At 72.6% G+C, this 22,791-nt stretch carries 21 protein-coding genes and 1 pseudogene; 20 read left to right on the forward strand and 2 right to left on the reverse strand.

The annotated features are described in order from the left end of the window. The 6 genes from ABT026_RS31230 to nusB form a co-directional block, all read left to right on the forward strand. The coding region (locus ABT026_RS31230; RefSeq protein ID WP_351118571.1) for a shikimate kinase at positions 1–387 on the forward strand (387 nt) is incomplete at its 5' end. Continuing rightward, positions 384–1,481, forward strand: a complete 1,098-nt coding sequence (gene aroB / locus ABT026_RS31235; RefSeq protein ID WP_351118572.1) for a 3-dehydroquinate synthase — start codon at positions 384–386, stop codon at positions 1,479–1,481. The genes ABT026_RS31230 and aroB, both read left to right, overlap by 4 nt. Before the next feature lie 143 nt (positions 1,482–1,624). After that, a complete protein-coding gene (locus tag ABT026_RS31240) occupies positions 1,625–2,377 on the forward strand; it encodes an AAA family ATPase (RefSeq protein ID WP_351118573.1) in 753 nt (250 codons plus the stop codon). Between the two features lie 192 nt (positions 2,378–2,569). Beyond that, a complete protein-coding gene (locus tag ABT026_RS31245) occupies positions 2,570–3,712 on the forward strand; it encodes a M24 family metallopeptidase (protein WP_351118574.1) in 1,143 nt (380 codons plus the stop codon). A 61-nt stretch (positions 3,713–3,773) separates the two neighbouring features. Next, positions 3,774–4,340, forward strand: a complete 567-nt coding sequence (efp, locus tag ABT026_RS31250) for an elongation factor P (protein WP_351118575.1) — start codon at positions 3,774–3,776, stop codon at positions 4,338–4,340. A 2-nt stretch (positions 4,341–4,342) separates the two neighbouring features. Next, positions 4,343–4,777, forward strand: coding sequence for a transcription antitermination factor NusB (gene nusB, locus ABT026_RS31255; protein WP_108957077.1), 435 nt, complete (start codon positions 4,343–4,345; stop codon positions 4,775–4,777). Between the two features lie 94 nt (positions 4,778–4,871). Here nusB and bldD read toward each other — a convergent pair whose 3' ends face one another. Further along, the gene (bldD, locus tag ABT026_RS31260) at positions 4,872–5,372 is read right to left on the reverse strand and encodes a transcriptional regulator BldD (protein WP_108957078.1); all 501 of its coding nucleotides are present in this window, start codon (positions 5,370–5,372) and stop codon (positions 4,872–4,874) included. A 327-nt stretch (positions 5,373–5,699) separates the two neighbouring features. Between bldD and pyrR the strand changes: the two genes are divergently transcribed. The 14 genes from pyrR to ABT026_RS31330 all read left to right on the forward strand — a co-directional run bounded on the left by pyrR (position 5,700) and on the right by ABT026_RS31330 (position 22,620). Further along, positions 5,700–6,293: a bifunctional pyr operon transcriptional regulator/uracil phosphoribosyltransferase PyrR gene (gene pyrR, locus ABT026_RS31265; RefSeq protein ID WP_351118576.1), complete on the forward strand. Its 594-nt coding sequence runs from the start codon at positions 5,700–5,702 to the stop codon at positions 6,291–6,293. A 92-nt stretch (positions 6,294–6,385) separates the two neighbouring features. Further along, a complete protein-coding gene (locus tag ABT026_RS31270) occupies positions 6,386–7,351 on the forward strand; it encodes an aspartate carbamoyltransferase catalytic subunit (protein ID WP_351118577.1) in 966 nt (321 codons plus the stop codon). A gap of 26 nt (positions 7,352–7,377) precedes the next feature. Beyond that, the gene (locus ABT026_RS31275) at positions 7,378–8,667 is read left to right on the forward strand and encodes a dihydroorotase (RefSeq protein ID WP_351118578.1); all 1,290 of its coding nucleotides are present in this window, start codon (positions 7,378–7,380) and stop codon (positions 8,665–8,667) included. Continuing rightward, positions 8,664–9,254, forward strand: coding sequence for a PH-like domain-containing protein (locus ABT026_RS31280; RefSeq protein WP_351118579.1), 591 nt, complete (start codon positions 8,664–8,666; stop codon positions 9,252–9,254). Before ABT026_RS31275 ends, ABT026_RS31280 begins: the two co-directional genes overlap by 4 nt. Then, positions 9,251–10,405, forward strand: coding sequence for a glutamine-hydrolyzing carbamoyl-phosphate synthase small subunit (gene carA / locus ABT026_RS31285; protein WP_351118580.1), 1,155 nt, complete (start codon positions 9,251–9,253; stop codon positions 10,403–10,405). The genes ABT026_RS31280 and carA overlap by 4 nt, the downstream gene beginning before the upstream one ends. Then, entirely contained in the window at positions 10,398–13,709 is a 3,312-nt protein-coding gene (gene carB, locus ABT026_RS31290; RefSeq protein ID WP_351118581.1) for a carbamoyl-phosphate synthase large subunit, read from the forward strand. The genes carA and carB overlap by 8 nt, the downstream gene beginning before the upstream one ends. 53 nt (positions 13,710–13,762) lie before the next feature. Beyond that, complete coding sequence (locus ABT026_RS31295) at positions 13,763–14,887, forward strand: quinone-dependent dihydroorotate dehydrogenase (protein ID WP_351118582.1); 1,125 nt, start codon at positions 13,763–13,765, stop codon at positions 14,885–14,887. Then, positions 14,884–15,726: an orotidine-5'-phosphate decarboxylase gene (gene pyrF, locus ABT026_RS31300; RefSeq protein ID WP_351118583.1), complete on the forward strand. Its 843-nt coding sequence runs from the start codon at positions 14,884–14,886 to the stop codon at positions 15,724–15,726. The genes ABT026_RS31295 and pyrF overlap by 4 nt, the downstream gene beginning before the upstream one ends. Positions 15,727–16,048: 322 nt before the next feature. Beyond that, complete coding sequence (locus ABT026_RS31305) at positions 16,049–16,372, forward strand: integration host factor (protein WP_108957087.1); 324 nt, start codon at positions 16,049–16,051, stop codon at positions 16,370–16,372. Between the two features lie 37 nt (positions 16,373–16,409). Then, a complete protein-coding gene (gmk, locus tag ABT026_RS31310; RefSeq protein ID WP_351118584.1) occupies positions 16,410–17,006 on the forward strand; it encodes a guanylate kinase in 597 nt (198 codons plus the stop codon). 254 nt (positions 17,007–17,260) lie between these two features. Then, entirely contained in the window at positions 17,261–17,545 is a 285-nt protein-coding gene (gene rpoZ, locus ABT026_RS31315; protein WP_108957089.1) for a DNA-directed RNA polymerase subunit omega, read from the forward strand. Between the two features lie 153 nt (positions 17,546–17,698). Then, the gene (gene coaBC, locus ABT026_RS31320) at positions 17,699–18,934 is read left to right on the forward strand and encodes a bifunctional phosphopantothenoylcysteine decarboxylase/phosphopantothenate--cysteine ligase CoaBC (protein WP_351118585.1); all 1,236 of its coding nucleotides are present in this window, start codon (positions 17,699–17,701) and stop codon (positions 18,932–18,934) included. Positions 18,935–19,124: 190 nt separating this feature from the next. After that, positions 19,125–20,333, forward strand: a complete 1,209-nt coding sequence (gene metK, locus ABT026_RS31325) for a methionine adenosyltransferase (RefSeq protein ID WP_351118587.1) — start codon at positions 19,125–19,127, stop codon at positions 20,331–20,333. A 127-nt stretch (positions 20,334–20,460) separates the two neighbouring features. Continuing rightward, positions 20,461–22,620, forward strand: coding sequence for a primosomal protein N' (locus ABT026_RS31330; protein ID WP_351118588.1), 2,160 nt, complete (start codon positions 20,461–20,463; stop codon positions 22,618–22,620). A gap of 73 nt (positions 22,621–22,693) precedes the next feature. On the opposite strand, the pseudogene ABT026_RS31335 reads toward ABT026_RS31330, so the two are convergent. Next, a pseudogene (locus tag ABT026_RS31335) lies at positions 22,694–22,791 on the reverse strand (hypothetical protein); the annotation flags it as partial.

Raw genomic sequence — 22,791 nt, forward strand, 5'->3', positions numbered from 1 at the left:
GAGATCTTCGTCGACGACGGCGAGGAGCACTTCCGGGCCCTGGAGAAGGCGGCCGTCGCCACCGCGCTCGCCGAGCACGAGGGCGTCCTCGCCCTGGGCGGCGGCGCGATCCTCGACGCCGGCTCGCGGGCCCTGCTGGCCGCCCACCCGGTCGTCTACCTCTCGATGGACGTCGACGAGGCGGTCCGGCGTACCGGGCTGAACGTCGCCCGCCCGCTGCTCACCGTCAACCCGCGCAAGCAGTGGCGTGAGCTGATGGAGGCCCGCCGCCACCTGTACACCGAGGTGGCCCGCGTGGTGGTCGCCACCGACGGGCGCACGCCCGAAGAGGTCGCCGAGGCGGTCCTCGACGCACTGGAACTCCGCAAGAACGAGGACGAAGCATGAGCACCAGCGAGGCCGTGACCCGGATCAAGGTCGCCGGGACGGCGGGCACCGATCCCTACGAGGTCCTGGTCGGCCGGCAGCTCCTCGGCGAGCTCGGCGGTCTGGTCGGCGACAAGGCCAAGCGGGTGGCCGTGATCCACCCCGAGGCGCTCGCCGGCACCGGGGACGCGCTCCGCGCCGACCTGGCCGAGCAGGGCTACGAGGCCGTCGCCATCCAGGTGCCCAACGCCGAGGAGGCCAAGACCGCCGAGGTCGCCGCCTACTGCTGGAAGGCGCTGGGCCAGACCGGCTTCACCCGCTCCGACGTCATCGTCGGCGTCGGCGGCGGCGCCACCACCGACCTCGCCGGTTTCGTCGCCGCCACCTGGCTGCGCGGCGTGCGCTGGATCGCCGTCCCCACCACCGTGCTCGCCATGGTCGACGCGGCCGTCGGCGGCAAGACCGGCATCAACACGGCCGAGGGCAAGAACCTGGTCGGCGCCTTCCACCCGCCGGCCGGCGTCCTGTGCGACCTGGCCGCGCTGGACTCCCTGGGGGTGCACGACTACGTCTCCGGGCTCGCCGAGATCGTCAAGGCCGGCTTCATCGCCGACCCGGTCATCCTCGACCTCATCGAGGGCGACCCGGAGGCCGCGCGCAGCCCCGAGGGCCCGCACACCGCCGAGCTGATCGAGCGCGCCATCAGGGTCAAGACCGAGGTGGTCTCCTCCGACCTCAAGGAGTCGGGCCTGCGGGAGATCCTGAACTACGGCCACACCCTGGCGCACGCCATCGAGAAGAACGAGCGCTACAAGTGGCGGCACGGCGCGGCCGTCGCCGTCGGCATGCGCTTCGCCGCCGAACTCGGCCGGGTCGCCGGGCGGCTCGACGACGCCACCGCCGACCGGCACACCGAGATCCTGCGCTCCCTCGGTCTGCCGCTGACCTACCGGTACGACCAGTGGCCCAAGCTGCTGGAGACCATGAAGGTCGACAAGAAGTCCCGCGGCGACCTGCTGCGCTTCATCGTCCTGGACGGTCTGGCCCGGCCCACCGTGCTGGAGGGCCCGGACCCGGCCGTGCTGCTCGCCGCCTACGGCGAGGTCGCCGAGTAGCGACAGCGGGCCCCGCGTCGCCGCAGGGCACTTTCCCACCGCCCCGCCCGTTCCCCACCAGACGGCGCGGGGCGGTACCGTTCCGACGGCCGGTACGGTCGGCACGACCGACGCGAGACCATCACGAGACGGAGTGGCAGGGGATGCAGCACGCGGTGGGGTCCGAACTGCCGCCGCCCCACGGGCCCGGGCGGACCGCCTGGGCGGGGCAGGCGCCGGAGGCGACCGGGCAGGTCCCGTTGCCCCAGGGAGGCCCGGTGCACGCGCCGGGGTTCCCGCTGGCCCAGGGCGGGGTCCATCACCCGGCGCCGCCGGCCCCGGTGCCGCCCGACCCCCGGACGGCGACCCTCGCGGTGCTGCTGATCGGCCCGGCCGGTGCGGGCAAGACCAGCGTGGCCAAGTACTGGGCCGGCCACCGCAGGGTGCCCACCGCCCACATCAGCCTGGACGACGTCCGCGAATGGGTGCGCGCCGGCTTCGCCGACCCGCAGACCGGGTGGAACGAGCAGTCCGAGACCCAGTACCGCCTGGCCCGCCGCACCTGCGGCTTCGCCGCCCGCAACTTCCTGGCCAACGGCATCTCCTGCGTGATCGACGACGCCGTCTTCCCCGACCGGCCCGTCGTCGGCCTGGGCGGCTGGAAGCGGCACGTGGGCCCCGGCCTGCTGCCGGTGGTGCTGCTGCCCGGTCTGGAGGTCGTGCTGGAGCGCAACGCCCAGCGCTCCGGCAACCGGCGGCTCACCGACGAGGAGGTCGCCCGGATCCACGGCCGGATGGCCGGCTGGTACGGCTCGGGCCTGCCCATCATCGACAACTCCCAGCTGGACGTCCCGGCCACCGCCCGGCTGCTCGACGACGTCCTGGCCCGCTCCATGGCCGCGCCCCCGCAGTGGTGACCCGCCCCCTGCCCTGACCCCGGCGGAGCCGCCGCGAGCACCACCCGGGCCCCGTGGCAGGGGTCGCCACAGCCCGCCGAGCCTCCGCCGGGTGCAGATCCCGCGGCGGCGCGGCGGGGCCGGAACCGGGCCGCACCCCCGACCGGCGGCGTTCAGGACGCGGTCGAACGCGGCGGAACATACGCTCGGGCCATGCCAGAGGTGTTCGCCGCCCGTCGGGCGCGGCTGAGGGAACGCTGCCACGCTGCCGGCAGCGCCGCCGCGCTGGTCACCCGCCCCGCCAACGTGCGGTACCTCGCCGGGGCCGCCCCGCCCGGCGCGGCGCTCCTGCTCGCGTCGCGCGACGGCGCCGAGGACGTGCTGCTGTGCCCGCACCCGCTCGAGGAACAGCAGCCGTCCGGGGCGCGCGAGGGCGGCCGGCCGGACGAGCTGCTGCGGATCCGCCCGCTGGGCGGCAGCCTCTCCCCGGAGGGCGGCGACGCGGCGGTGGCCGCCGCCGGGCTGGCGGCCGAGGAGGGCGCCGACTCGCTCGCCGTGGAGGAGCACCACCTCACCGTGGCCCGGCACCGGGCCATCGGCTCGGTGGCCTCCCGGCTGCGGCTGACCGACCTCGGCGTCGCCGTGGAGCAGATGCGGGTGGTCAAGGACGAGGAGGAGATCTCCTGCCTGCGCGCGGGCGCGGAGATCGCCGACCAGGCGCTGGGGGAGCTGCTGGAGTCGATCCTGGTCGGCCGCACCGAGCGCCACCTCGCGCTGGAACTGGAGCGCCGCCTGGTCGACCACGGGGCCGACGGACCGGCCTTCCCCACCTCGGTGGCCACCGGCCCGCACGCCGGGCGGCCCGGCCACCGGCCCACCGACCGGCGGGTGGAGGAGGGCGACTTCCTCTCCGTCTGCATGGGAGCCGCGTACCGCGGCTACCGGTGCGAGATCGGGCGGACCTTCGTCATCGGCACCACGCCCGCGGACTGGCAGATCGAGCTGTACGAGGTGGTGTTCGCCGCCCAGCGGGCGGGCCGGGAGGCCCTGGCTCCGGGCGTCGAGCACCGCGAGGTGGACCGGGCCGCACGGCAGGTCCTGGCCTCCGCCGGCTACGGCAGCGCCCTCCCGGCGCGGACCGGACACGGTGTGGGACTGGAAATCGCGGAGGACCCGCAATTGGCCCCCGCGGCCATGGGTAAACTGGACGCTTGCGTGCCGGTCACCGTCGAGCCGGGGGTTCACCTCCCCGGTCGGGGCGGGGTCCGGATCGATGACACGCTCGTCGTGCGCCCCGAGGCGGACGGCGGACCCGAGCTACTCACCATCACGACCAAGGAGCTGCTCGCGCTGTAGCTTCCGAGCCGCCGCGCACGTTCCCCAGGTCGTCCACGTCAGTCCAGGAGATTCCGCAACCGTGGCTTCCACGAACGACCTCAAGAACGGCCTGGTGCTCAAGCTCGAAGGCGGCCAGCTCTGGTCCGTCGTCGAGTTCCAGCACGTCAAGCCCGGCAAGGGCCCGGCCTTCGTGCGTACCAAGCTCAAGAACGTGCTCTCCGGCAAGGTCGTCGACAAGACCTTCAACGCCGGCGTCAAGGTCGAGACGGCCACCGTCGACAAGCGCGACATGCAGTTCTCGTACATGGACGGCGACTACTTCGTCTTCATGGACATGGACACCTACGACCAGCTGATGATCGACCGCAAGGTCGTCGGCGACGCCGCCAACTTCCTGATCGAGGGCTTCACCGCCGTCGTGGCCCAGCACGAGGGCGAGGTGCTCTTCGTCGAGCTGCCGGCCGCCGTCGAGCTGACCATCCAGGAGACCGAGCCGGGCGTCCAGGGCGACCGCTCCACCGGTGGCACCAAGCCGGCCACCCTGGAGACGGGCCACCAGATCCAGGTCCCGCTCTTCATCACCACGGGCGAGAAGATCAAGGTCGACACCCGCACCAGCGACTACCTCGGCCGGGTGAACAGCTAACCGTGGCTGCCCGCAATACGGCCCGCAAGCGCGCGTTCCAGATCCTCTTCGAGGCGGACCAGCGCGGCGTGGACGTCCTGTCCGTCCTCGCCGACTGGGTCCGGCACTCCCGGAACGACACCCGGCAGCCGCCGGTCAGCGAGTACACGATGCAGCTGGTCGAGGGGTACGCGGACCACGTCCGCCGTATCGACGAGCTGATCGCCCAGTACGCCGTGGACTGGACGCTGGACCGGATGCCGGTCGTCGACCGCAACATCCTGCGGCTCGGCGCCTACGAGCTGATCTGGGTGGACGAGACGCCCGACGCCGTCGTGCTGGACGAGGCGGTGCAGCTGGCCAAGGAGTTCTCCACGGACGACTCGCCCGCGTTCGTCAACGGGCTGCTCGGCCGGTTCAAGGACCTCAAGCCGTCGCTGCGGCGCGACGAGGCCTGAGCCGCGCCCGCCGCAACGGCCGGAAACACCGAAGGGCCCCAGCGTCTCGCTGGGGCCCTTCGGTCTGCTGTTTCGTTTCTGCACGCCCGTTCGGTCAGCTCTCCTCGTGAGCGACCGCACGGCGGGCGTCGGCGTCCAGGACGCCCCAGCTGATCAGCTGCTCGGTCAGCACCGAGGGCGACTGGTCGTAGATGACGGCCAGGGTGCGCAGGTCGTCCTGGCGGATCGAGAGCACCTTGCCGTTGTAGTCGCCGCGCTGGGACTGGATCGTCGCCGCGTAGCGCTGCAACGGGCCGGCCTTCTCCACCGGCACGTGCTGAAGCCGCTCGAGGTCGAGGACCAGCTTCGGCGGCGGCTCGGCGGCGCCGCCCGGCGTGGTGCCGGGGAGCAGCTCCTGGACGGGGACACCGTAGAAGTCCGCCAGCTCGGCGAGGCGCTGCACGGTCACGGCGCGGTCCCCGCGCTCGTAGGAACCGACCACGACGGCCTTCCAGCGGCCCTGGGACTTCTCCTCCACACCGTGGAGGGACAGACCCTGCTGGGTGCGGATGGCCCGGAGCTTGGCCCCGAGCTGCTTTGCGTATTCGCTGGACATAAAGCTCCCGGACAGTCGGCGGCGCGTGCGGACCGGGCGTCTGTGGCGGAGCGGAGCCATGATCGCGCCGCGCCCGCCCGGCGTGCCGCACGGTTGGTAACTCACTGTAAGGTTACGCAGCGTTACTCTGCCCCGTCAAGCGGAATGGTCCGGACCGACGGTTCGATGATCGGTTCGCGCGCTTGCTCCGAAAGGGTGAAAGCGGGGGTGGGTCGCGGCGTGGGAGGGGGGACAGCTGGGGCGTTCGGGGGCCTGTTAGGGTAGAGGCCGTAAACACGACGTCCTTTAAGGTCCGTCCCGTGAGGCGGAGAAGGAGGTCCTTTTCGTATGGACACGAACAGCTCCGCCTCGGCGGCGCAGGGGTCCGACGCACGTGCCGTGCTCGAGGCCCAGGACATCGCGCGGGTTCTGACCCGCATCGCGCACGAGATCGTCGAACGCGCCAAGGGCGCCGAGGACGTCGTGCTGCTCGGCATCCCGACCAGGGGCGTCTACCTCGCCCGGCGGATCGCCGACAAGCTCGAGGAGATCACCGGACGGAAGATCCCCGTCGGCTCCCTCGACATCACCATGTACCGCGACGACCTGCGGCTCCAGCCGCCCAGGGCCCTCGCCCGCACCGACATCCCCGGTGACGGGATCGACGGCCGCCTGGTCGTGCTCGTCGACGACGTGCTCTTCTCCGGCCGCTCCGTGCGCGCCGCGCTCGACGCGCTGAACGACATCGGCCGCCCCCGCGCGGTCCAGCTCGCCGTCCTCGTCGACCGCGGTCACCGCGAACTGCCGATCCGCGCCGACTACGTCGGCAAGAACCTCCCCACGTCGCTGCGGGAGACGGTCAAGGTCCAGCTCGCCGAGGAGGACGGTCGCGACACCGTGCTGCTCGGCGCCAAGCCGGCCTCCCAGGGCGAACGGCACTAGACCCACGGACGCGACCCCGCCACCCGGGGTGCGCCCGCGCGTCCGCGCCTGCCCGAAATCTCCCAGATGATCCTTCCCACGGAGCCTGCCCGATGAAGCGTCACCTCATCTCGGCCGCCGACCTGACCCGCGACGACGCCGTCCACATCCTCGACACCGCCGAGGAGATGGCCCGGGTCGGAGACCGCACGGTCAAGAAGCTTCCCGCCCTGCGCGGCCGCACCGTCTGCAACCTGTTCTTCGAGGACTCCACCCGCACCCGGATCTCCTTCGAGGCCGCCGAGAAGCGGCTGTCCGCCGACGTCATCAACTTCGCCGCCAAGGGGTCCAGCGTCTCCAAGGGCGAGTCCCTCAAGGACACCGCCCAGACGCTGGCCGCCATGGGCGTGGACGCGGTCGTCATCCGCCACAGCGCCTCCGGCGCCCCCTACCGCCTGGCCACCTCCGGCTGGATCGACGCCCCGGTGATCAACGCCGGTGACGGCACCCACCAGCACCCCACCCAGGCCCTGCTGGACGCCTTCACCATGCGCCGCCGCCTGATCGGCCCCGACGCCGGCCTCGGCCAGGACCTCGCCGGCAAGCACGTCACCCTCGTCGGCGACGTCCTGCACAGCCGGGTGGCCCGCTCCAACGTCGACCTGCTGCACACCCTCGGCGCGCACGTCACGCTGGTGGCCCCGCCGACCCTGCTGCCGGTCGGCGTCGAGACCTGGCCCTGCGAGGTCTCCTACGACCTCGACTCCGCCCTGCCGAAGGCCGACGCGGTGATGATGCTGCGCGTCCAGCGCGAGCGGATGAACGCCGCCTTCTTCCCCACCGAGCGCGAGTACTCCCGCCGCTACGGCCTGGACGGCGACCGGATGGCGAAGATGCCCGACCACGCGATCGTCATGCACCCCGGCCCGATGGTCCGCGGCATGGAGATCACCGCCGAGGTCGCCGACTCCGACCGCTGCACCGTCACCGAGCAGGTCGCCAACGGCGTCTTCACCCGGATGGCGGTCCTCTACCTCCTGCTCGGCGGCAACGCCAACGAGCCCACGCCCGGCCAGTGAACCGCATCCGAGGAAAGGCAGAACCCATGAGCAAGACCCTGATCCGCGGTGCGCGCGTGCTGGGCGGCGAGCCGCAGGACGTGCTGATCGACGGCACCACGATCGCCGCCGTCGGCGCCGGCCTGGACGCCGAGGGCGTCGACAGAGTGGTCGAGGCGGACGGCAAGGTCCTCCTGCCGGGCCTGGTCGACCTCCACACCCACCTGCGCGAGCCCGGCCGCGAGGACTCCGAGACCGTCCTCACCGGCACCCGCGCCGCCGCCAAGGGCGGCTACACGCAGGTGTACGCGATGGCCAACACCTTCCCCGTCGCCGACACGGCCGGCGTGGTCGAGCAGGTGTACCGCCTCGGCCAGGAGCACGGCTACTGCGACGTCCAGCCCATCGGCGCCGTCACCGTCGGCCTGGAGGGCGAGAAGCTCGCCGAGCTCGGCGCGATGCACGAGTCCGCGGCCGGTGTCACCGTCTTCTCCGACGACGGCAAGTGCGTCCACGACGCCGTGATCATGCGCCGCGCCCTGGAGTACGTGAAGGCCTTCGGCGGCGTCGTCGCCCAGCACGCCCAGGAGCCCCGGCTCACCGAGGGCGCCCAGATGAACGAGGGCGTCGTCTCCGCCGAGCTCGGCCTCGGCGGCTGGCCGGCGGTGGCCGAGGAGTCGGTCATCGCCCGCGACGTCCTGCTCGCCGAGCACGTCGGCTCGCGCGTCCACATCTGCCACCTGTCCACGGCCGGCTCCGTCGAGATCGTCCGCTGGGCCAAGTCCCGCGGCATCGACGTCACCGCCGAGGTCACCCCGCACCACCTGCTCCTCACCGACGAGATGGTGCGCAGCTACAACCCGGTCTACAAGGTCAACCCGCCGCTGCGCACCGAGCGCGACGTCATGGCGCTGCGCGAGGCGCTGGCCGACGGCACGATCGACATCGTCGCCACCGACCACGCCCCGCACCCGCACGAGGACAAGGACTGCGAGTGGGCCGCCGCCGCCATGGGCATGGTCGGCCTGGAGACCGCCCTGTCCGTGGTGCAGGAGACCATGGTGGAGACCGGCCTGCTGGACTGGGCCGGCGTCGCCGACCGGATGTCCGCCGCGCCCGCGCGGATCGGCCGGGCCCAGGGGCACGGCCGTCCGGTGGCCGTCGGTGAGCCTGCGAACCTCACCCTGGTCGACACCGCATACCGTGGAGGCGTGGACCCCGCGGGCTTCGCCTCCCGCAGCCGCAACACCCCCTACGAGGGCCGTGAGCTGCCGGGCCGTGTCACCCACACGTGGCTGCGGGGCAAGGCCACCTACTCCGACGGGAAGCTCGCGTGACGACCTCGACCCCCCTCCTCCTGTCCCTCGCCGCCGAGGCCGAACGCAAGTCGGCCGAGGTGACCAACTGGCCGGGCCGCATCGCCTGGGTCGTGGGCCTCGCCCTCTTCGTCGCGCTGGTCTACTGGCTGATGCGCGAGGGCTGGAAGTGGCGCTCCACCCTCCAGGGCGACGTGGCCGAGCTGCCGCGGACGCCCGAGGAGCCGGGCGAGGCGAAGCTGACCATGAGCGGCCGCTACCACGGCTCCACCGAGGCGGGCCGCTGGCTGGACCGCATCGTCGCGCACGGCCTGGGCACCCGGAGCCGGGCCGAGCTCACCCTGACCGACGCCGGACTGGTCGTCGACCGCCCCGGCGCCACCGACTTCTTCGTCCCCGCGGCTCAGCTCCGCGAGGCCCGGCTCGACAAGGGCATCGCCGGCAAGGTCCTCACCGAGGGCGGCCTGCTGGTGGTGACCTGGGAGCTCGGCGACCGGCTGATCGACTCCGGCTTCCGCTCCGACCGGTCGGCCGAGCACGCCGACTGGGTCGCCGCCATCAACCACATGACCGCACAGCACCACCAGCAGACGGAAGGCGCACGATGACGACCTCCACCAGGGGAGCCACGTCTCCCGCAGTACTCGTCCTGGAGGACGGCCGGATCTTCCGCGGCCGCGCCTACGGGGCCGTGGGGGAGACCTTCGGCGAGGCCGTGTTCTCCACCGGCATGACCGGCTACCAGGAGACCCTCACCGACCCGTCCTACCACCGCCAGGTGGTCGTCATGACGGCGCCGCACGTCGGCAACACCGGCATGAACGAGGAGGACCGCGAGTCCCACCAGATCTGGGTGGCCGGCTACGTCGTCCGCGACCCCGCCCGGGTCCCCTCCAACTGGCGCTCCACCCGCACCCTCGACGACGAGCTCGCCGACCAGGGCGTCGTGGGCATCAGCGGCGTCGACACCCGCGCCCTGACCCGCCACCTGCGCGAGCGCGGCGCCATGCGCGTCGGCATCTTCTCCGGCGAGGCCCTCGCCTCCGAGGAGGCGCTGCTGGCCCGGGTCCGCGAGTCGGCCCAGATGAAGGGCGCCAGCCTCTACGAGGAGGTCGCCACCGCCGAGGCGTACGTCGTCCCGGCGCAGGGCGACAAGAAGTTCACGGTCGCCGCGATCGACCTCGGCATAAAGGGCATGACCCCCTACCGGATGTCCGAGCGCGGCATCGAGGTGCACGTCCTGCCCGCCACCGCCACCCTCGACGAGATCTACGCCGTGAACCCCGACGGCGTGTTCTTCTCCAACGGTCCCGGTGACCCGGAGACCGCCGACCACCCCGTCGAGCTGATGCGGGGCGTCCTGGAGCGCTCCACCCCGCTCTTCGGCATCTGCTTCGGCAACCAGATCCTCGGCCGCGCCCTCGGCTTCGGCACCTACAAGCTGAAGTACGGCCACCGCGGCATCAACCAGCCGGTCCAGGACCGCACCACCGGCAAGGTCGAGGTCACCGCCCACAACCACGGGTTCGCCGTCGACGCCCCGCTCGACAAGGTGTCCGACACCCCCTACGGCCGCGCCGAGGTCTCCCACGTCTGCCTCAACGACAACGTCGTCGAAGGGCTGCAGCTGCTGGACCGGCCCGCGTTCAGCGTCCAGTACCACCCCGAAGCGGCCGCCGGTCCCCACGACGCCGCCTACCTGTTCGACCGCTTCGCCGCTTTGATGAACAACAGTCTCATGGAGGGCCAGCGTGCCTAAGCGCACCGATATCCAGTCCGTCCTGGTCATCGGCTCCGGCCCGATCGTCATCGGCCAGGCCGCGGAGTTCGACTACTCCGGCACCCAGGCATGCCGCGTCCTCAAGGCCGAAGGCCTGCGCGTCGTCCTGGTGAACTCCAACCCGGCGACGATCATGACCGACCCGGAGATCGCCGACGCCACCTACGTCGAGCCGATCACCCCCGAGTTCGTCGAGAAGATCATCGCCAAGGAGCGCCCCGACGCCCTCCTGCCCACCCTCGGCGGCCAGACCGCGCTCAACACCGCGATCTCCCTCCACGAGAACGGCACGCTCGCCAAGTACGGCGTCGAGCTGATCGGCGCCAACGTGGAGGCCATCCACAAGGGCGAGGACCGCGAGCAGTTCAAGGTGGTCGTCGAGGAGGTCCGCAAGAAGATCGGCCACGGCGAGTCCGCCCGCTCGGTCATCTGCCACTCCATGGACGACGTCCTCGCCGGCGTCGACACGCTCGGCGGCTACCCCGTCGTCGTCCGCCCCTCCTTCACCATGGGCGGCGCCGGCTCCGGCTTCGCCCACGACGAGGAGGAGCTGCGCCGCATCGCCGGCCAGGGCCTCACGCTCTCCCCGACCACCGAGGTGCTCCTGGAGGAGTCCATCCTCGGCTGGAAGGAGTACGAGCTGGAGCTGATGCGCGACAAGCACGACAACGTCGTGGTCGTCTGCTCCATCGAGAACTTCGACCCGATGGGCGTCCACACCGGCGACTCCATCACCGTCGCCCCGGCGATGACCCTCACCGACCGCGAGTACCAGGTGCTGCGCGACATCGGCATCGCGGTCATCCGCGAGGTCGGCGTCGACACCGGCGGCTGCAACATCCAGTTCGCGGTCAACCCCGAGGACGGCCGGGTCATCGTCATCGAGATGAACCCGCGCGTCTCCCGCTCCTCCGCGCTCGCCTCCAAGGCCACCGGCTTCCCGATCGCCAAGATCGCCGCCAAGCTGGCCGTCGGCTACACGCTGGACGAGATCCCCAACGACATCACCGAGCAGACCCCGGCCTCCTTCGAGCCGACGCTCGACTACGTCGTGGTCAAGGCGCCCCGCTTCGCCTTCGAGAAGTTCCCCTCCGCCGACTCCACCCTCACCACCACCATGAAGTCGGTGGGCGAGGCCATGGCAATGGGCCGCAACTTCACCGAGGCGCTCCAGAAGGCCCTGCGCTCCCTGGAGAAGAAGGGCAGCCAGTTCGCCTTCACCGGCGAGCTCGGCGACAAGGACGAGCTGCTGCGCGAGGCCGTGCGGCCCACCGACGGCCGCATCAACACCGTGATGCAGGCCATCCGGGCCGGCGCCACCCAGGAGGAGGTCTTCGAGTCCACGAAGATCGACCCCTGGTTCGTCGACCAGCTCTTCCTGATCAAGGAGATCGCCGACGAGCTGGCCGCCGCCACCGAGCTCACCCCCGACCTGCTCGCCCACGCCAAGCGCCACGGCTTCTCCGACCAGCAGATCGGCGAGATCCGCGGCCTGCGCGAGGACGTCGTCCGCCAGGTCCGGCACGCCCTCGGCGTCCGCCCGGTCTACAAGACGGTCGACACCTGCGCCGCCGAGTTCGCCGCGAAGACCCCGTACTTCTACTCCTCCTACGACGAGGAGAACGAGGTCGCCCCGCGCGAGCGCGCCGCCGTTATCATCCTGGGCTCTGGCCCCAACCGCATCGGCCAGGGCATCGAGTTCGACTACTCCTGCGTCCACGCCTCCTTCGCGCTCAGCGACGCCGGCTACGAGACCGTGATGGTCAACTGCAACCCGGAGACCGTCTCCACCGACTACGACACCTCCGACCGGCTCTACTTCGAGCCGCTCACCCTGGAGGACGTTCTGGAGATCGTCCACGCCGAGCAGCAGGCCGGACCGGTCGCCGGTGTGATCGTCCAGCTCGGCGGCCAGACCCCGCTCGGCCTGTCCCAGGCGCTCAAGGACAACGGCGTGCCCGTCGTCGGCACCTCCCCGGAGGCGATCCACGCCGCCGAGGACCGCGGCGCCTTCGGCCGCGTCCTCGCCGAGGCGGGCCTGCCCGCCCCCAAGCACGGCACCGCCACCACCTTCGCCGAGGCCAAGAAGATCGCCGACGAGATCGGCTACCCCGTCCTGGTCCGCCCGTCCTACGTGCTCGGCGGCCGCGGCATGGAGATCGTCTACGAGGAGTCCCGCCTCGAGGCGTACATCTCCGAGTCCACCGAGATCTCCCCGGACCGCCCCGTCCTGGTCGACCGCTTCCTCGACGACGCGGTGGAGATCGACGTCGACGCCCTCTACGACGGCTCCGAGCTCTACCTCGGCGGCGTCATGGAGCACATCGAGGAGGCCGGCATCCACTCCGGCGACTCGGCGTGCGCCCTGCCCCCGATCACCCTCGGCGGCTACGACATCAAGCGGCTGCGCGCCTCCACCGAGGCCATCGCCAAGGGCGTCGGCGTCCGCGGCCTGATCAACATCCAGTTCGCCCTCGCCGGCGACATCCTCTACGTCCTCGAGGCCAACCCGCGCGCCTCGCGCACCGTGCCCTTCACCTCGAAGGCCACCGCGGTGCCGCTGGCCAAGGCCGCCGCCCGCATCTCGCTCGGCGCCACCGTCGCCGAGCTGCGCGCCGAGGGCCTGCTGCCGGCGAAGGGCGACGGCGGCGACCTGCCGCTGGACGCGCCGATCTCCGTCAAGGAGGCCGTGATGCCGTGGTCGCGCTTCCGCGACGTGCACGGCCGCGGCGTGGACACCGTCCTCGGCCCGGAGATGCGCTCCACCGGCGAGGTCATGGGCATCGACTCGGTCTTCGGCACCGCCTACGCCAAGTCGCAGGCCGGCGCCTACGGCCCGCTGCCCACCAAGGGCCGCGCCTTCATCTCGGTCGCCAACCGGGACAAGCGCTCGATGATCTTCCCCGCGCGGGAGCTCGTCCAGCACGGCTTCGAACTGCTCGCCACCTCCGGCACCGCCGAGGTGCTGCGCCGCAACGGCATCCCCGCCACCGTGGTGCGCAAGCAGTCCGAGGGCGAGGGCCCGAACGGCGAGAAGACGATCGTCCAGCTGATCCACGACGGCCAGGTCGACCTCATCGTCAACACGCCCTTCGGCACCGGCGGCCGCCTCGACGGCTACGACATCCGCACCGCCTCCGTGGCCCGCGGCGTCCCCTGCCTCACCACCGTCCAGGCGCTCGCCGCCGCGGTGCAGGGCATCGACGCCCTCACCCAGGGCGACGTCGGAGTCCGCTCCCTGCAGGAACACGCGGAACACCTGACCGCGTCGCGCGGACAGTGACCGACGAGGGGGACACCGGAAGGTGTCCCCCTCTTCATGAGGAGCCCCTTTTCATGTACAAGCTGTTCTTCCGCCTCGTGTTCCGCCGCATGGACCCCGAGGCCGCCCACCACCTCGCCTTCCGCTGGATCCGCCTGGCCGCCCGGATCCCCGTGCTGCGCACCTTCCTCGCCGCCTGGCTCGCCCCGCGGTACACCGAGCTGCGCACCGAGGCCCTCGGCCTGCGGATGCACGGCCCGTTCGGCCTGGCCGCCGGCTTCGACAAGAACGCCGTCGCCATCGACGGCATGGCCATGCTCGGCTTCGACCACGTCGAGATCGGCACGGTCACCGGAGAGGCGCAGCCCGGCAACCCGAAGAAGCGCCTCTTCCGCCTGGTGGCGGACCGCGCGCTGATCAACCGGATGGGCTTCAACAACGACGGCTCCGCCGCCGTCGCCGAGCGCCTCGCCGCCCGCGAGCCGGTCTTCAAGCCGGTCGTCGGCGTCAACATCGGCAAGACCAAGGTCGTCCCCGAGGAGGAGGCCGTCGCCGACTACGTGAAGTCCGCCGAGCGGCTCGCCCGCCACGCCGACTACCTGGTCGTCAACGTCTCCTCGCCCAACACCCCAGGCCTGCGCAACCTCCAGGCCACCGAGGCGCTGCGCCCGCTGCTCACCGCCGTCCGGGAGGCCGCCGACCGCACGGTCACCGACCGGCGCGTCCCGCTGCTGGTGAAGATCGCCCCCGACCTCGCCGACGAGGACGTGGACGCCGTCGCCGACCTCGCCGTCGAACTGGGCCTGGACGGCATCATCGCCACCAACACCACGATCGCCCGCGCCGGCCTCGGCCTGCGCTCCTCGCCCGCCCAGGTGCAGGAGACCGGCGGCCTGTCCGGCGCCCCGCTCAAGGCACGCTCCCTGGAGGTGCTGCGCCGCCTCTACGCCCGCGTCGGCGACCGGATCACCCTGGTCGGCGTCGGCGGCGTCGAGACGGCCGAGGACGCCTGGCAGCGCATCCTGGCCGGCGCCACCCTGGTGCAGGGCTACAGCGCCTTCATCTACGAGGGCCCCCTGTGGGCCCGCGCGATCCACAAGGGCCTGGCCCAGCGCCTGCGCCAGAGCCCCCACGCCACCCTCGCCGACGCGGTCGGCGCGGACGTCCGCAGGAACGGCACGAAGGGGAACGCCGCATGAGCCACCTGGAACCCTTCGGCGCACGGCTGCGCCGCGCGATGGACGAGCGCGGCCCGCTGTGCGTCGGCATCGACCCGCACGCCTCCCTGCTGGGCTCCTGGGGCCTGGCCGACGACGTCGCCGGGCTGGAGCGCTTCAGCCGCACCGTGGTCGAGGCGCTCGCCGACCGGGTCGCCGTGTTCAAGCCGCAGATCGCCTTCTTCGAACGCTTCGGCTCCCGCGGCCTCGCCGTGCTGGAGACGTCGGTGGCGGAGGCCCGGGCGGCCGGCGCCCTGGTGGTGATGGATGCCAAGCGGGGCGACATCGGCTCCACCATGGCCGCCTACGCCGAGTCCTTCCTGCGCAAGGACGCCCCGCTCTTCTCCGACGCGCTCACCGTCTCCCCCTACCTCGGCTACGGCTCGCTGAAGCCGGCCGTGGACCTGGCCCGGGAGAGCGGCACCGGGCTGTTCGTGCTGGCGCTCACCTCCAACCCGGAGGGCGGCGAGGTCCAGCACGCGGTGCGCGAGGACGGCCGCGGGGTGGGCGCGACGATGCTGGCCCACCTGGCCGCGGAGAACGCGGGGGAGGAGCCTCTGGGTTCCTTCGGCGCGGTGGTCGGCGCCACGCTGGGCGACCTGTCGTCCTACGACCTCGACGTCAACGGCCCGCTGCTGGCTCCGGGGATCGGCGCCCAGGGCGCGACCCCGGCCGACCTTCCGCGGGTCTTCGGCGCGGCGGTGCGCAACGTGGTCCCCAACGTGAGCCGCGCGGTGCTGAGCGAGGGCCCCCGCGCGGCAGGGCTGCGGGACGCGGCCGAGCGCTTCGCCGACGAGGTCCGCACGGCCGTCGACGGCTGAGCGGGCACGCCGAAGGAGGGCGCAGGGCGCCCAGGAAGCGGGTCCGCCACGGGGAAGGCCCCCCGTGGCGGACCCGCTTCATCCGTATCTCCGCCTTCCTCCGCGCAAAACCGCTCCGGTTTGTCGTAAATGTCGGGCGCTATCGGGCCGCTCCTGAGTCTGACCAGGACTTTTCCGTCGTTCTCGCTGACTCTCGCTGCCCGGACCGCTAGTCTCCGACCAGAGCCACAGGCCAACTGTGGTGTGTGGCTCACCGGCTGTGGGGCAAGCGAGTTCCTCACCGGTCCGTATCCGACAGTTCGACATCCGAGGTGACGTAGGCGTGGCTCTTCCGCCCCTTACCCCCGAACAGCGCGCAGCCGCGCTCGAAAAGGCCGCCGCGGCTCGCCGGGAGCGGGCCGAGGTCAAGAATCGACTCAAGCACTCCGGCGCCTCCCTTCACGAGGTCATCAAGCAGGGCCAGGAGAACGACGTCATCGGCAAGATGAAGGTCTCCGCCCTGCTCGAGTCGCTGCCGGGCGTCGGCAAGGTCCGCGCCAAGCAGATCATGGAGCGACTCGGGATCTCCGAGAGCCGCCGGGTGCGTGGTCTTGGCTCCAACCAGATCGCCTCCCTGGAGCGGGAGTTCGGCGGCAGCGCCTCCTGAGTCCCGGACCACCCGGGATTACTGGAATAATCGGTGCATGGCTGCAACACCCCGGGGGACGACCACCCCCGTCCCCCAGGACGTACGTCCGCGTCTGACCGTGCTCTCCGGCCCCTCCGGGGTCGGCAAGAGCACGGTCGTCGCCCATATGCGCAACGAGCACCCCGACGTGTGGCTCTCCGTCTCGGCGACCACCCGCAAGCCCCGCCCGGGCGAGCAGGACGGTGTCCATTACTTCTTCGTCACCGACGAGGAGATGGACAAGATGATCGCCAACGGCGAGCTGCTGGAATGGGCCGAGTTCGCGGGAAACCGTTACGGCACCCCCCGGGGCGCCGTGATGGAGCGACTCGAGGCGGGCAAGCCCGTGCTCCTGGAGATCGATCTCCAGGGCGCCCGCCTGGTGCGCGAGTCCATGCCCCAGGCCCAGCTGGTGTTCCTCGCGCCGCCCTCCTGGGACGAGCTGGTGCGCCGGCTCACCGGGCGCGGCACCGAGTCGCCCGAGGTGATCGAGCGCCGGCTGGAGGCCGCCACGGTGGAACTGGCCGCCGAGCCCGAGTTCGACGTCACGCTGGTCAACACCTCCGTGGACGCCGTGGCCCGGGAGCTGCTGACGCTGATGGGCGCCGTCTGACGGACCTCCGCGGCCCCTCGTGCGAAGGGCCCTCGCGAGGTACGCTGCGCGGATCGTCCGGCCGCGAAGCTATACTCCGGGGTGTCGGCCGAAACGCGTGTCCAGAACGCGCGGGCCGGCACGCGACAGGTCACGGACCTGTCCGGCGGTCGGGAGGGCCGTCGCAGGGTGGGCCCGGTGCCCGCCGATCCCGTCGGAGCGATCCGGGCGGGACAGCTCCCAGATCTCATTCATCCTTATCGGAAGGTCAGAGCGTGTCCTCTTCCATGACCGCGCCCGAGGGCATCATCAACCCGCCGATCGACGAGCTCCTCGAGGCGACCGACTCGAAGTACAGCCTGGTGATCTACGCGGCCAAGCGTGCCCGCCAGATCAACGCGTACTACTCGCAGCTCGGTGAGGGCCTCCTCGAGTACGTGGGCCCGCTCGTCGACACCCACGTCCACGAGAAGCCCCTCTCGATCGCCCTGCGCGAGATCAACGCCGGTCTGCTCACCTCCGAGGCCGTCGACGGCCCGGCGACGGACCCCACGCGCTGACTCGCCGGCTCCGTGGAGCCGCGTGATTTCATCGGCCACAGGCCCGGCAGCGACCTGCCGGGCCTGTGGTCTGCCCGGGCACCTTCCGGGACGGCCGCCGGCCGGCCGTAGGCTCGGGACCGGCACAGGTACGCACTGCAGGGGAGAGACACGGTGGACACGACGGTGCACGAGCGCGAGACGGACGGCCGGCCCCGGATCGTCCTGGGCGTCAGCGGCGGCATCGCCGCCTACAAGGCGTGCGAGCTGCTGCGGCGGTTCACCGAGTCCGGCCACGACGTCAGGGTGGTGCCCACCGCCTCGGCACTGAAGTTCGTCGGCGCGCCCACCTGGTCCGCGCTTTCCGGCCACCCGGTATCCGCCGAGGTGTGGGAGTCCGTCCACGAGGTGCCGCACGTGCGGATCGGGCAGGCCGCCGACCTGGTCGTGGTGGCCCCCGCCACCGCCGACATGCTGGCCAAGGCGGCCCACGGCCTCGCCGACGACCTGCTCACCAACACCCTCCTCACCGCCCGCTGCCCGGTGGTCTTCGCGCCCGCCATGCACACCGAGATGTGGGAGCACCCGGCCACCCAGGAGAACGTGGCCACGCTGCGCCGTCGCGGCGCCGTGGTGATCGAGCCGGCCGTGGGCCGCCTCACCGGCGTCGACACCGGCAAGGGCCGCTTCCCCGACCCGGTGGAGATCTTCGAGATCTGCCGCCGCGTGCTGACCCGTGGGCCGGCCGAGCCCGACCTGGCCGGACGCCGCGTGGTGATCAGCGCGGGCGGCACCCGCGAGCCGCTGGACCCGGTCCGTTTCCTCGGCAACCGCTCCTCCGGCAAGCAGGGCTACGCCCTGGCCCGCACCGCCGCCGCCCGCGGCGCCCGGGTCACCCTGGTCTCCGCCAACGCCGCCCTGCCCGACCCGGCGGGCGTGGACGTGGTCCGCGTGGGCACCGCCGTCGAGCTCCGCGAGGCCGTGCTGGCGGCCGCCCGGGAGGCCGACGCCGTGGTCATGTCCGCCGCCGTCGCCGACTTCCGCCCGGCCCGCTACGCCGAGGGCAAGATCAAGAAGAAGGACGGCCAGGAGCCCGAGCCGGTCGCCCTGGTGCGCAACCCGGACGTGCTCGCGGAGATCTCCGCCCGGCGCTCCCGCCCCGGCCAGGTGGTGGTCGGCTTCGCCGCCGAGACCCACGACGTGGTCGCCAACGGCCGGGCCAAGCTGAAGCGCAAGGGCTGCGACCTCCTGGTGGTCAACCAGGTCGGGGAGAACCTCACCTTCGGGTCCGAGGAGAACGAGGCCCTGGTCCTCGGCGCCGACGGCAGCGAGACGCCGGTGCCGCACGGCCCCAAGGAGGACCTGGCCGACATCGTCTGGGACCTGGTCGCCGGACGTCTCGACCCGTGAGCCGCACCCGGGCGTGCACGGGGTGTGATGTGCCGGAAGTTCCGGTCCGTCCCGGCCTCTTCCGCCCGTAGGGTGAGATCGATGGCCCGCCAAACGGGCAACACCTACTAGACTGTGCCGGACGTCCGGGCGCAGCCCCGTGTCGTCGCCCAAGATTCAGCCAGCAGCCGCTGCAAACCCAGGGAGCGTTGTGTCCCGTCGCCTGTTCACCTCGGAGTCCGTGACCGAAGGTCACCCCGACAAGATCGCTGACCAGATCAGCGACACCATTCTCGACGCGCTCCTGCGCGAGGACCCGACCTCCCGTGTCGCGGTCGAGACGCTGATCACCACCGGCCTGGTGCACGTCGCCGGCGAGGTCACCACCAAGGCCTACGCCCCGATCCCGCAGCTGGTGCGCGAGAAGATCCTCGAGATCGGGTACGACTCCTCCAAGAAGGGCTTCGACGGGGCCTCCTGCGGCGTGTCGGTCTCCATCGGCTCGCAGTCCGCCGACATCGCCCAGGGCGTCGACGCGGCCTACGAGGCGCGTGTCGAGGGTGACGAGGACGAGCTCGACCGCCAGGGCGCGGGCGACCAGGGCCTGATGTTCGGTTACGCCTCCGACGAGACGCCGACCCTGATGCCGCTGCCGGTCTTCCTGGCGCACCGCCTCTCCAAGCGCCTGTCGGACGTGCGCAAGAACGGGACCATCCCCTACCTGCGCCCCGACGGCAAGACCCAGGTCACCATCGAGTACGACGGCGACAAGGCGGTCCGTCTGGACACCGTGGTCGTCTCCTCGCAGCACGCCTCGGACATCGACCTGGACTCGCTGCTCACCCCGGACATCCGCGAGTACGTGGTGGAGCCGGAGCTGAAGGCGCTCTCCGACGACGGCATCAAGCTGGAGACCGAGGGCTACCGCCTGCTGGTCAACCCGACCGGCCGCTTCGAGATCGGCGGCCCGATGGGCGACGCCGGCCTCACCGGCCGCAAGATCATCATCGACACCTACGGCGGCATGGCCCGCCACGGCGGCGGCGCCTTCTCGGGCAAGGACCCCTCCAAGGTCGACCGTTCCGCCGCGTACGCCATGCGCTGGGTCGCCAAGAACGTCGTCGCCGCCGGCCTCGCCGCGCGCTGCGAGGTCCAGGTCGCGTACGCGATCGGCAAGGCGGAGCCGGTGGGTCTGTTCGTCGAGACCTTCGGCACGGAGAAGGTCGACGTGGAGAAGATCCAGGCCGCCATCACCGAGGTCTTCGACCTGCGGCCGGCCGCGATCATCCGCGACCTGGACCTGCTGCGGCCCATCTACGCCCAGACGGCCGCGTACGGCCACTTCGGCCGTGAGCTGCCCGACTTCACCTGGGAGCGCACGGACCGCGTCGAGGAGCTGAAGAAGGCCGCGGGGGCCTGATCCCCGCCTGTTCGTGACGAGGCCCGGCCGCGCCCTTGGAGGCAGCGGCCGGGCCTCGGGCGTTCACCGGGCGCCGCAGAGCGCCCGACGGCCGCGCGGTGTCCGAGGCCGGTGGAAGAATGGCGGCGTGAGCAGCGAAGAGACCCCGCAGGAGGGCGGCGCGACGGGCGCGCCGCCCGAGCAGCTCGCGCTCATCCGGGCGGGTGTCCGCGAGGGCAAGGAGAAGGCGCCCAAGGCCAAGCCGCGGACCTGGCGCGGCGCGCCCGTCGCCGAGCACCTTCCCGTGGCGCGCGTCCTCGTCGACAAGGGCGTCCTGCACCTCGACCGCTACTTCGACTACGCCGTGCCCGTCGACCTGGACGCCGAGGCCCGGCCCGGCGTCCGGGTGCGGGTCCGCTTCGGCGCGGGCCGGGGCCGGGTCCGCGGCGGACGCCGCGAGGGCGGCGGGCTGGTGGACGGCTTCGTCGTCGAGCGGCTCGCCGAGTCCGACTACAGCGGCCCGCTCGCCGCGCTCGCGCAGGTCGTCTCGCCCGAGCCGGTGCTCGGCCCCGACCTGCTGGCGCTCTGCCGTGCCGTCGCCGACCGCTACGCCGGCAGCCTCGCCGACGTGCTCCAGCTCGCCGTCCCGCCGCGCAACGCGACCGCCGAGCGGGCCCCCTCGCCCGAGCCGCTGCCGCCGCCCGCCGCGCCCGCCCCCGGCTCCTGGAGCCGTTACGAGCAGGGCCCCGCGTTCCTGGAGAGCCTGGCCGTCGGCGGCTCCCCGCGGGCGGTGTGGAACGCGCTGCCGGGCCCCGGCTGGAGCGAGGAGATCGCCCGCGCGGTGGCCGCCACCCTGGCCTCCGGGCGCGGCGCGCTGGTCGTCGTCCCCGACGGGCGGACAGCCGCCCGGGTCGATGCCGCGCTGACCACCGTGCTGGGCGAGGGCCGGCACGTTCTGCTGACCGCCGACGCCGGCCCCGAGAAGCGCTACCGCCAGTGGCTGGCGGTACGGCGCGGCTCGGTGCGCGCGGTCGTCGGCACCCGCGCCGCCATGTTCGCGCCGGTGCGCGATCTCGGCCTGGTGGTGGTCTGGGACGACGGCGACGACAGCCACAGCGAGCCGCACGCCCCGCAGCCGCACACCCGGGAGGTGCTCGAGCTGCGGGCCGCCCAGGCCCACTGCGGGTTCCTGCTGGGCGCGTGGTCCACCACGGTCGAGGCCGCGCAGCTGGTGGAGAGCGGCTGGGCGCGGCCGCTGGTCGCCGGGCGGGGGCTGGTGCGGGCCGCCGCGCCGCTGGTGCGGACCGTCGGCGACCACGATCTCGCGCGGGACGAGGCGGCGCGCAGCGCCCGGCTGCCCACCCTCGCCTGGCAGATCGCGCGCGAGGGTCTGCGCAGCGGGCCGGTCCTGGTGCAGGTGCCGCGGCGCGGCTACACGCCGCGGATGGCCTGCGCGAACTGCCGCACGCCCGCCCGGTGCCGGCACTGCGCCGGTCCCCTGGAGGGACAGGACGAGTCGCGGCTGGCGTGTGCCTGGTGCGGGCGGCCCGAGCCGCAGTGGCACTGCCCGGAGTGCGGGGCGTTCCGGCTGCGGGCCAGCGTGGTGGGTGCGCGGCGGACCGCCGAGGAGCTGGGGCGGGCCTTCCCCTCCGTGCCGGTGCGCACCTCGGGGCGCGAACAGGTGCTGGACACGGTGCCGGGCAGCCCGGCGCTGGTGGTCTCCACCCCCGGGGCCGAGCCGGTCGCCGAGGGCGGCTACGCGGCGGCGCTGCTGCTCGACGGCTGGGCGATGCTGGGGCGGCAGGACCTGCGCTCCGACGAGCAGGCGCTGCGGCGGTGGATCGCGGCGGCGGCGCTGGTGCGGGGGCAGGAGGCCGGGGGGACGGTCGTCGTCGTCGCCGAGCCGACGCTGCGGCCGGTGCAGGCGCTGGTGCGGTGGGACCCCGTCGGGCACGCGCTGCGGGAGCTCTCGGAGCGGGCGGAGCTCGGGTTCCCGCCGGTGTCGCGGATGGCCGCGGTGTCGGGGCCGCCGGAGGCGGTGGCGGAGTTCCTCGCGGCGGCGGAGCTGCCGGGGGAGGCGGAGGTGCTGGGGCCCGTGCCGCTGCCGGTGACGCCGGTGGGGAGGGCGGGGGGTGTCCGGCGGGGGGCGCCGCCGCCGGGGGAGATCTGGGAGCGGGCCCTCGTGCGGGTGCCGCCGGGGCGGGGGGCGGCGCTGGCCGCCGCCCTCAAGTCCGCGCAGGCCGCGCGCATGGCCCGCGGCGGCGCCACCCCGGTCCGCCTCCGCATCGACCCCCCGGACATCGGCTGACCCTGCGGCACGCGGCGGCATCCCGCGATAGGGGGCCCGTGCGGACCGTGCCGTCGGCTTGGCCCAGGTGGGGCGAACCGCCCTCGATGCCGCGGCCCAGGCGCTCCGGGTTGGTGACGAAGAGGTCGTCGCCGACGAGCTGGACCTTGTCGCCCAGCTTGTCGGTGATGG

Source organism: Streptomyces sp. NPDC002734 (assembly GCF_040295685.1).
In the GTDB taxonomy this organism is placed as follows: Bacteria; Actinomycetota; Actinomycetes; order Streptomycetales; family Streptomycetaceae; genus Streptomyces.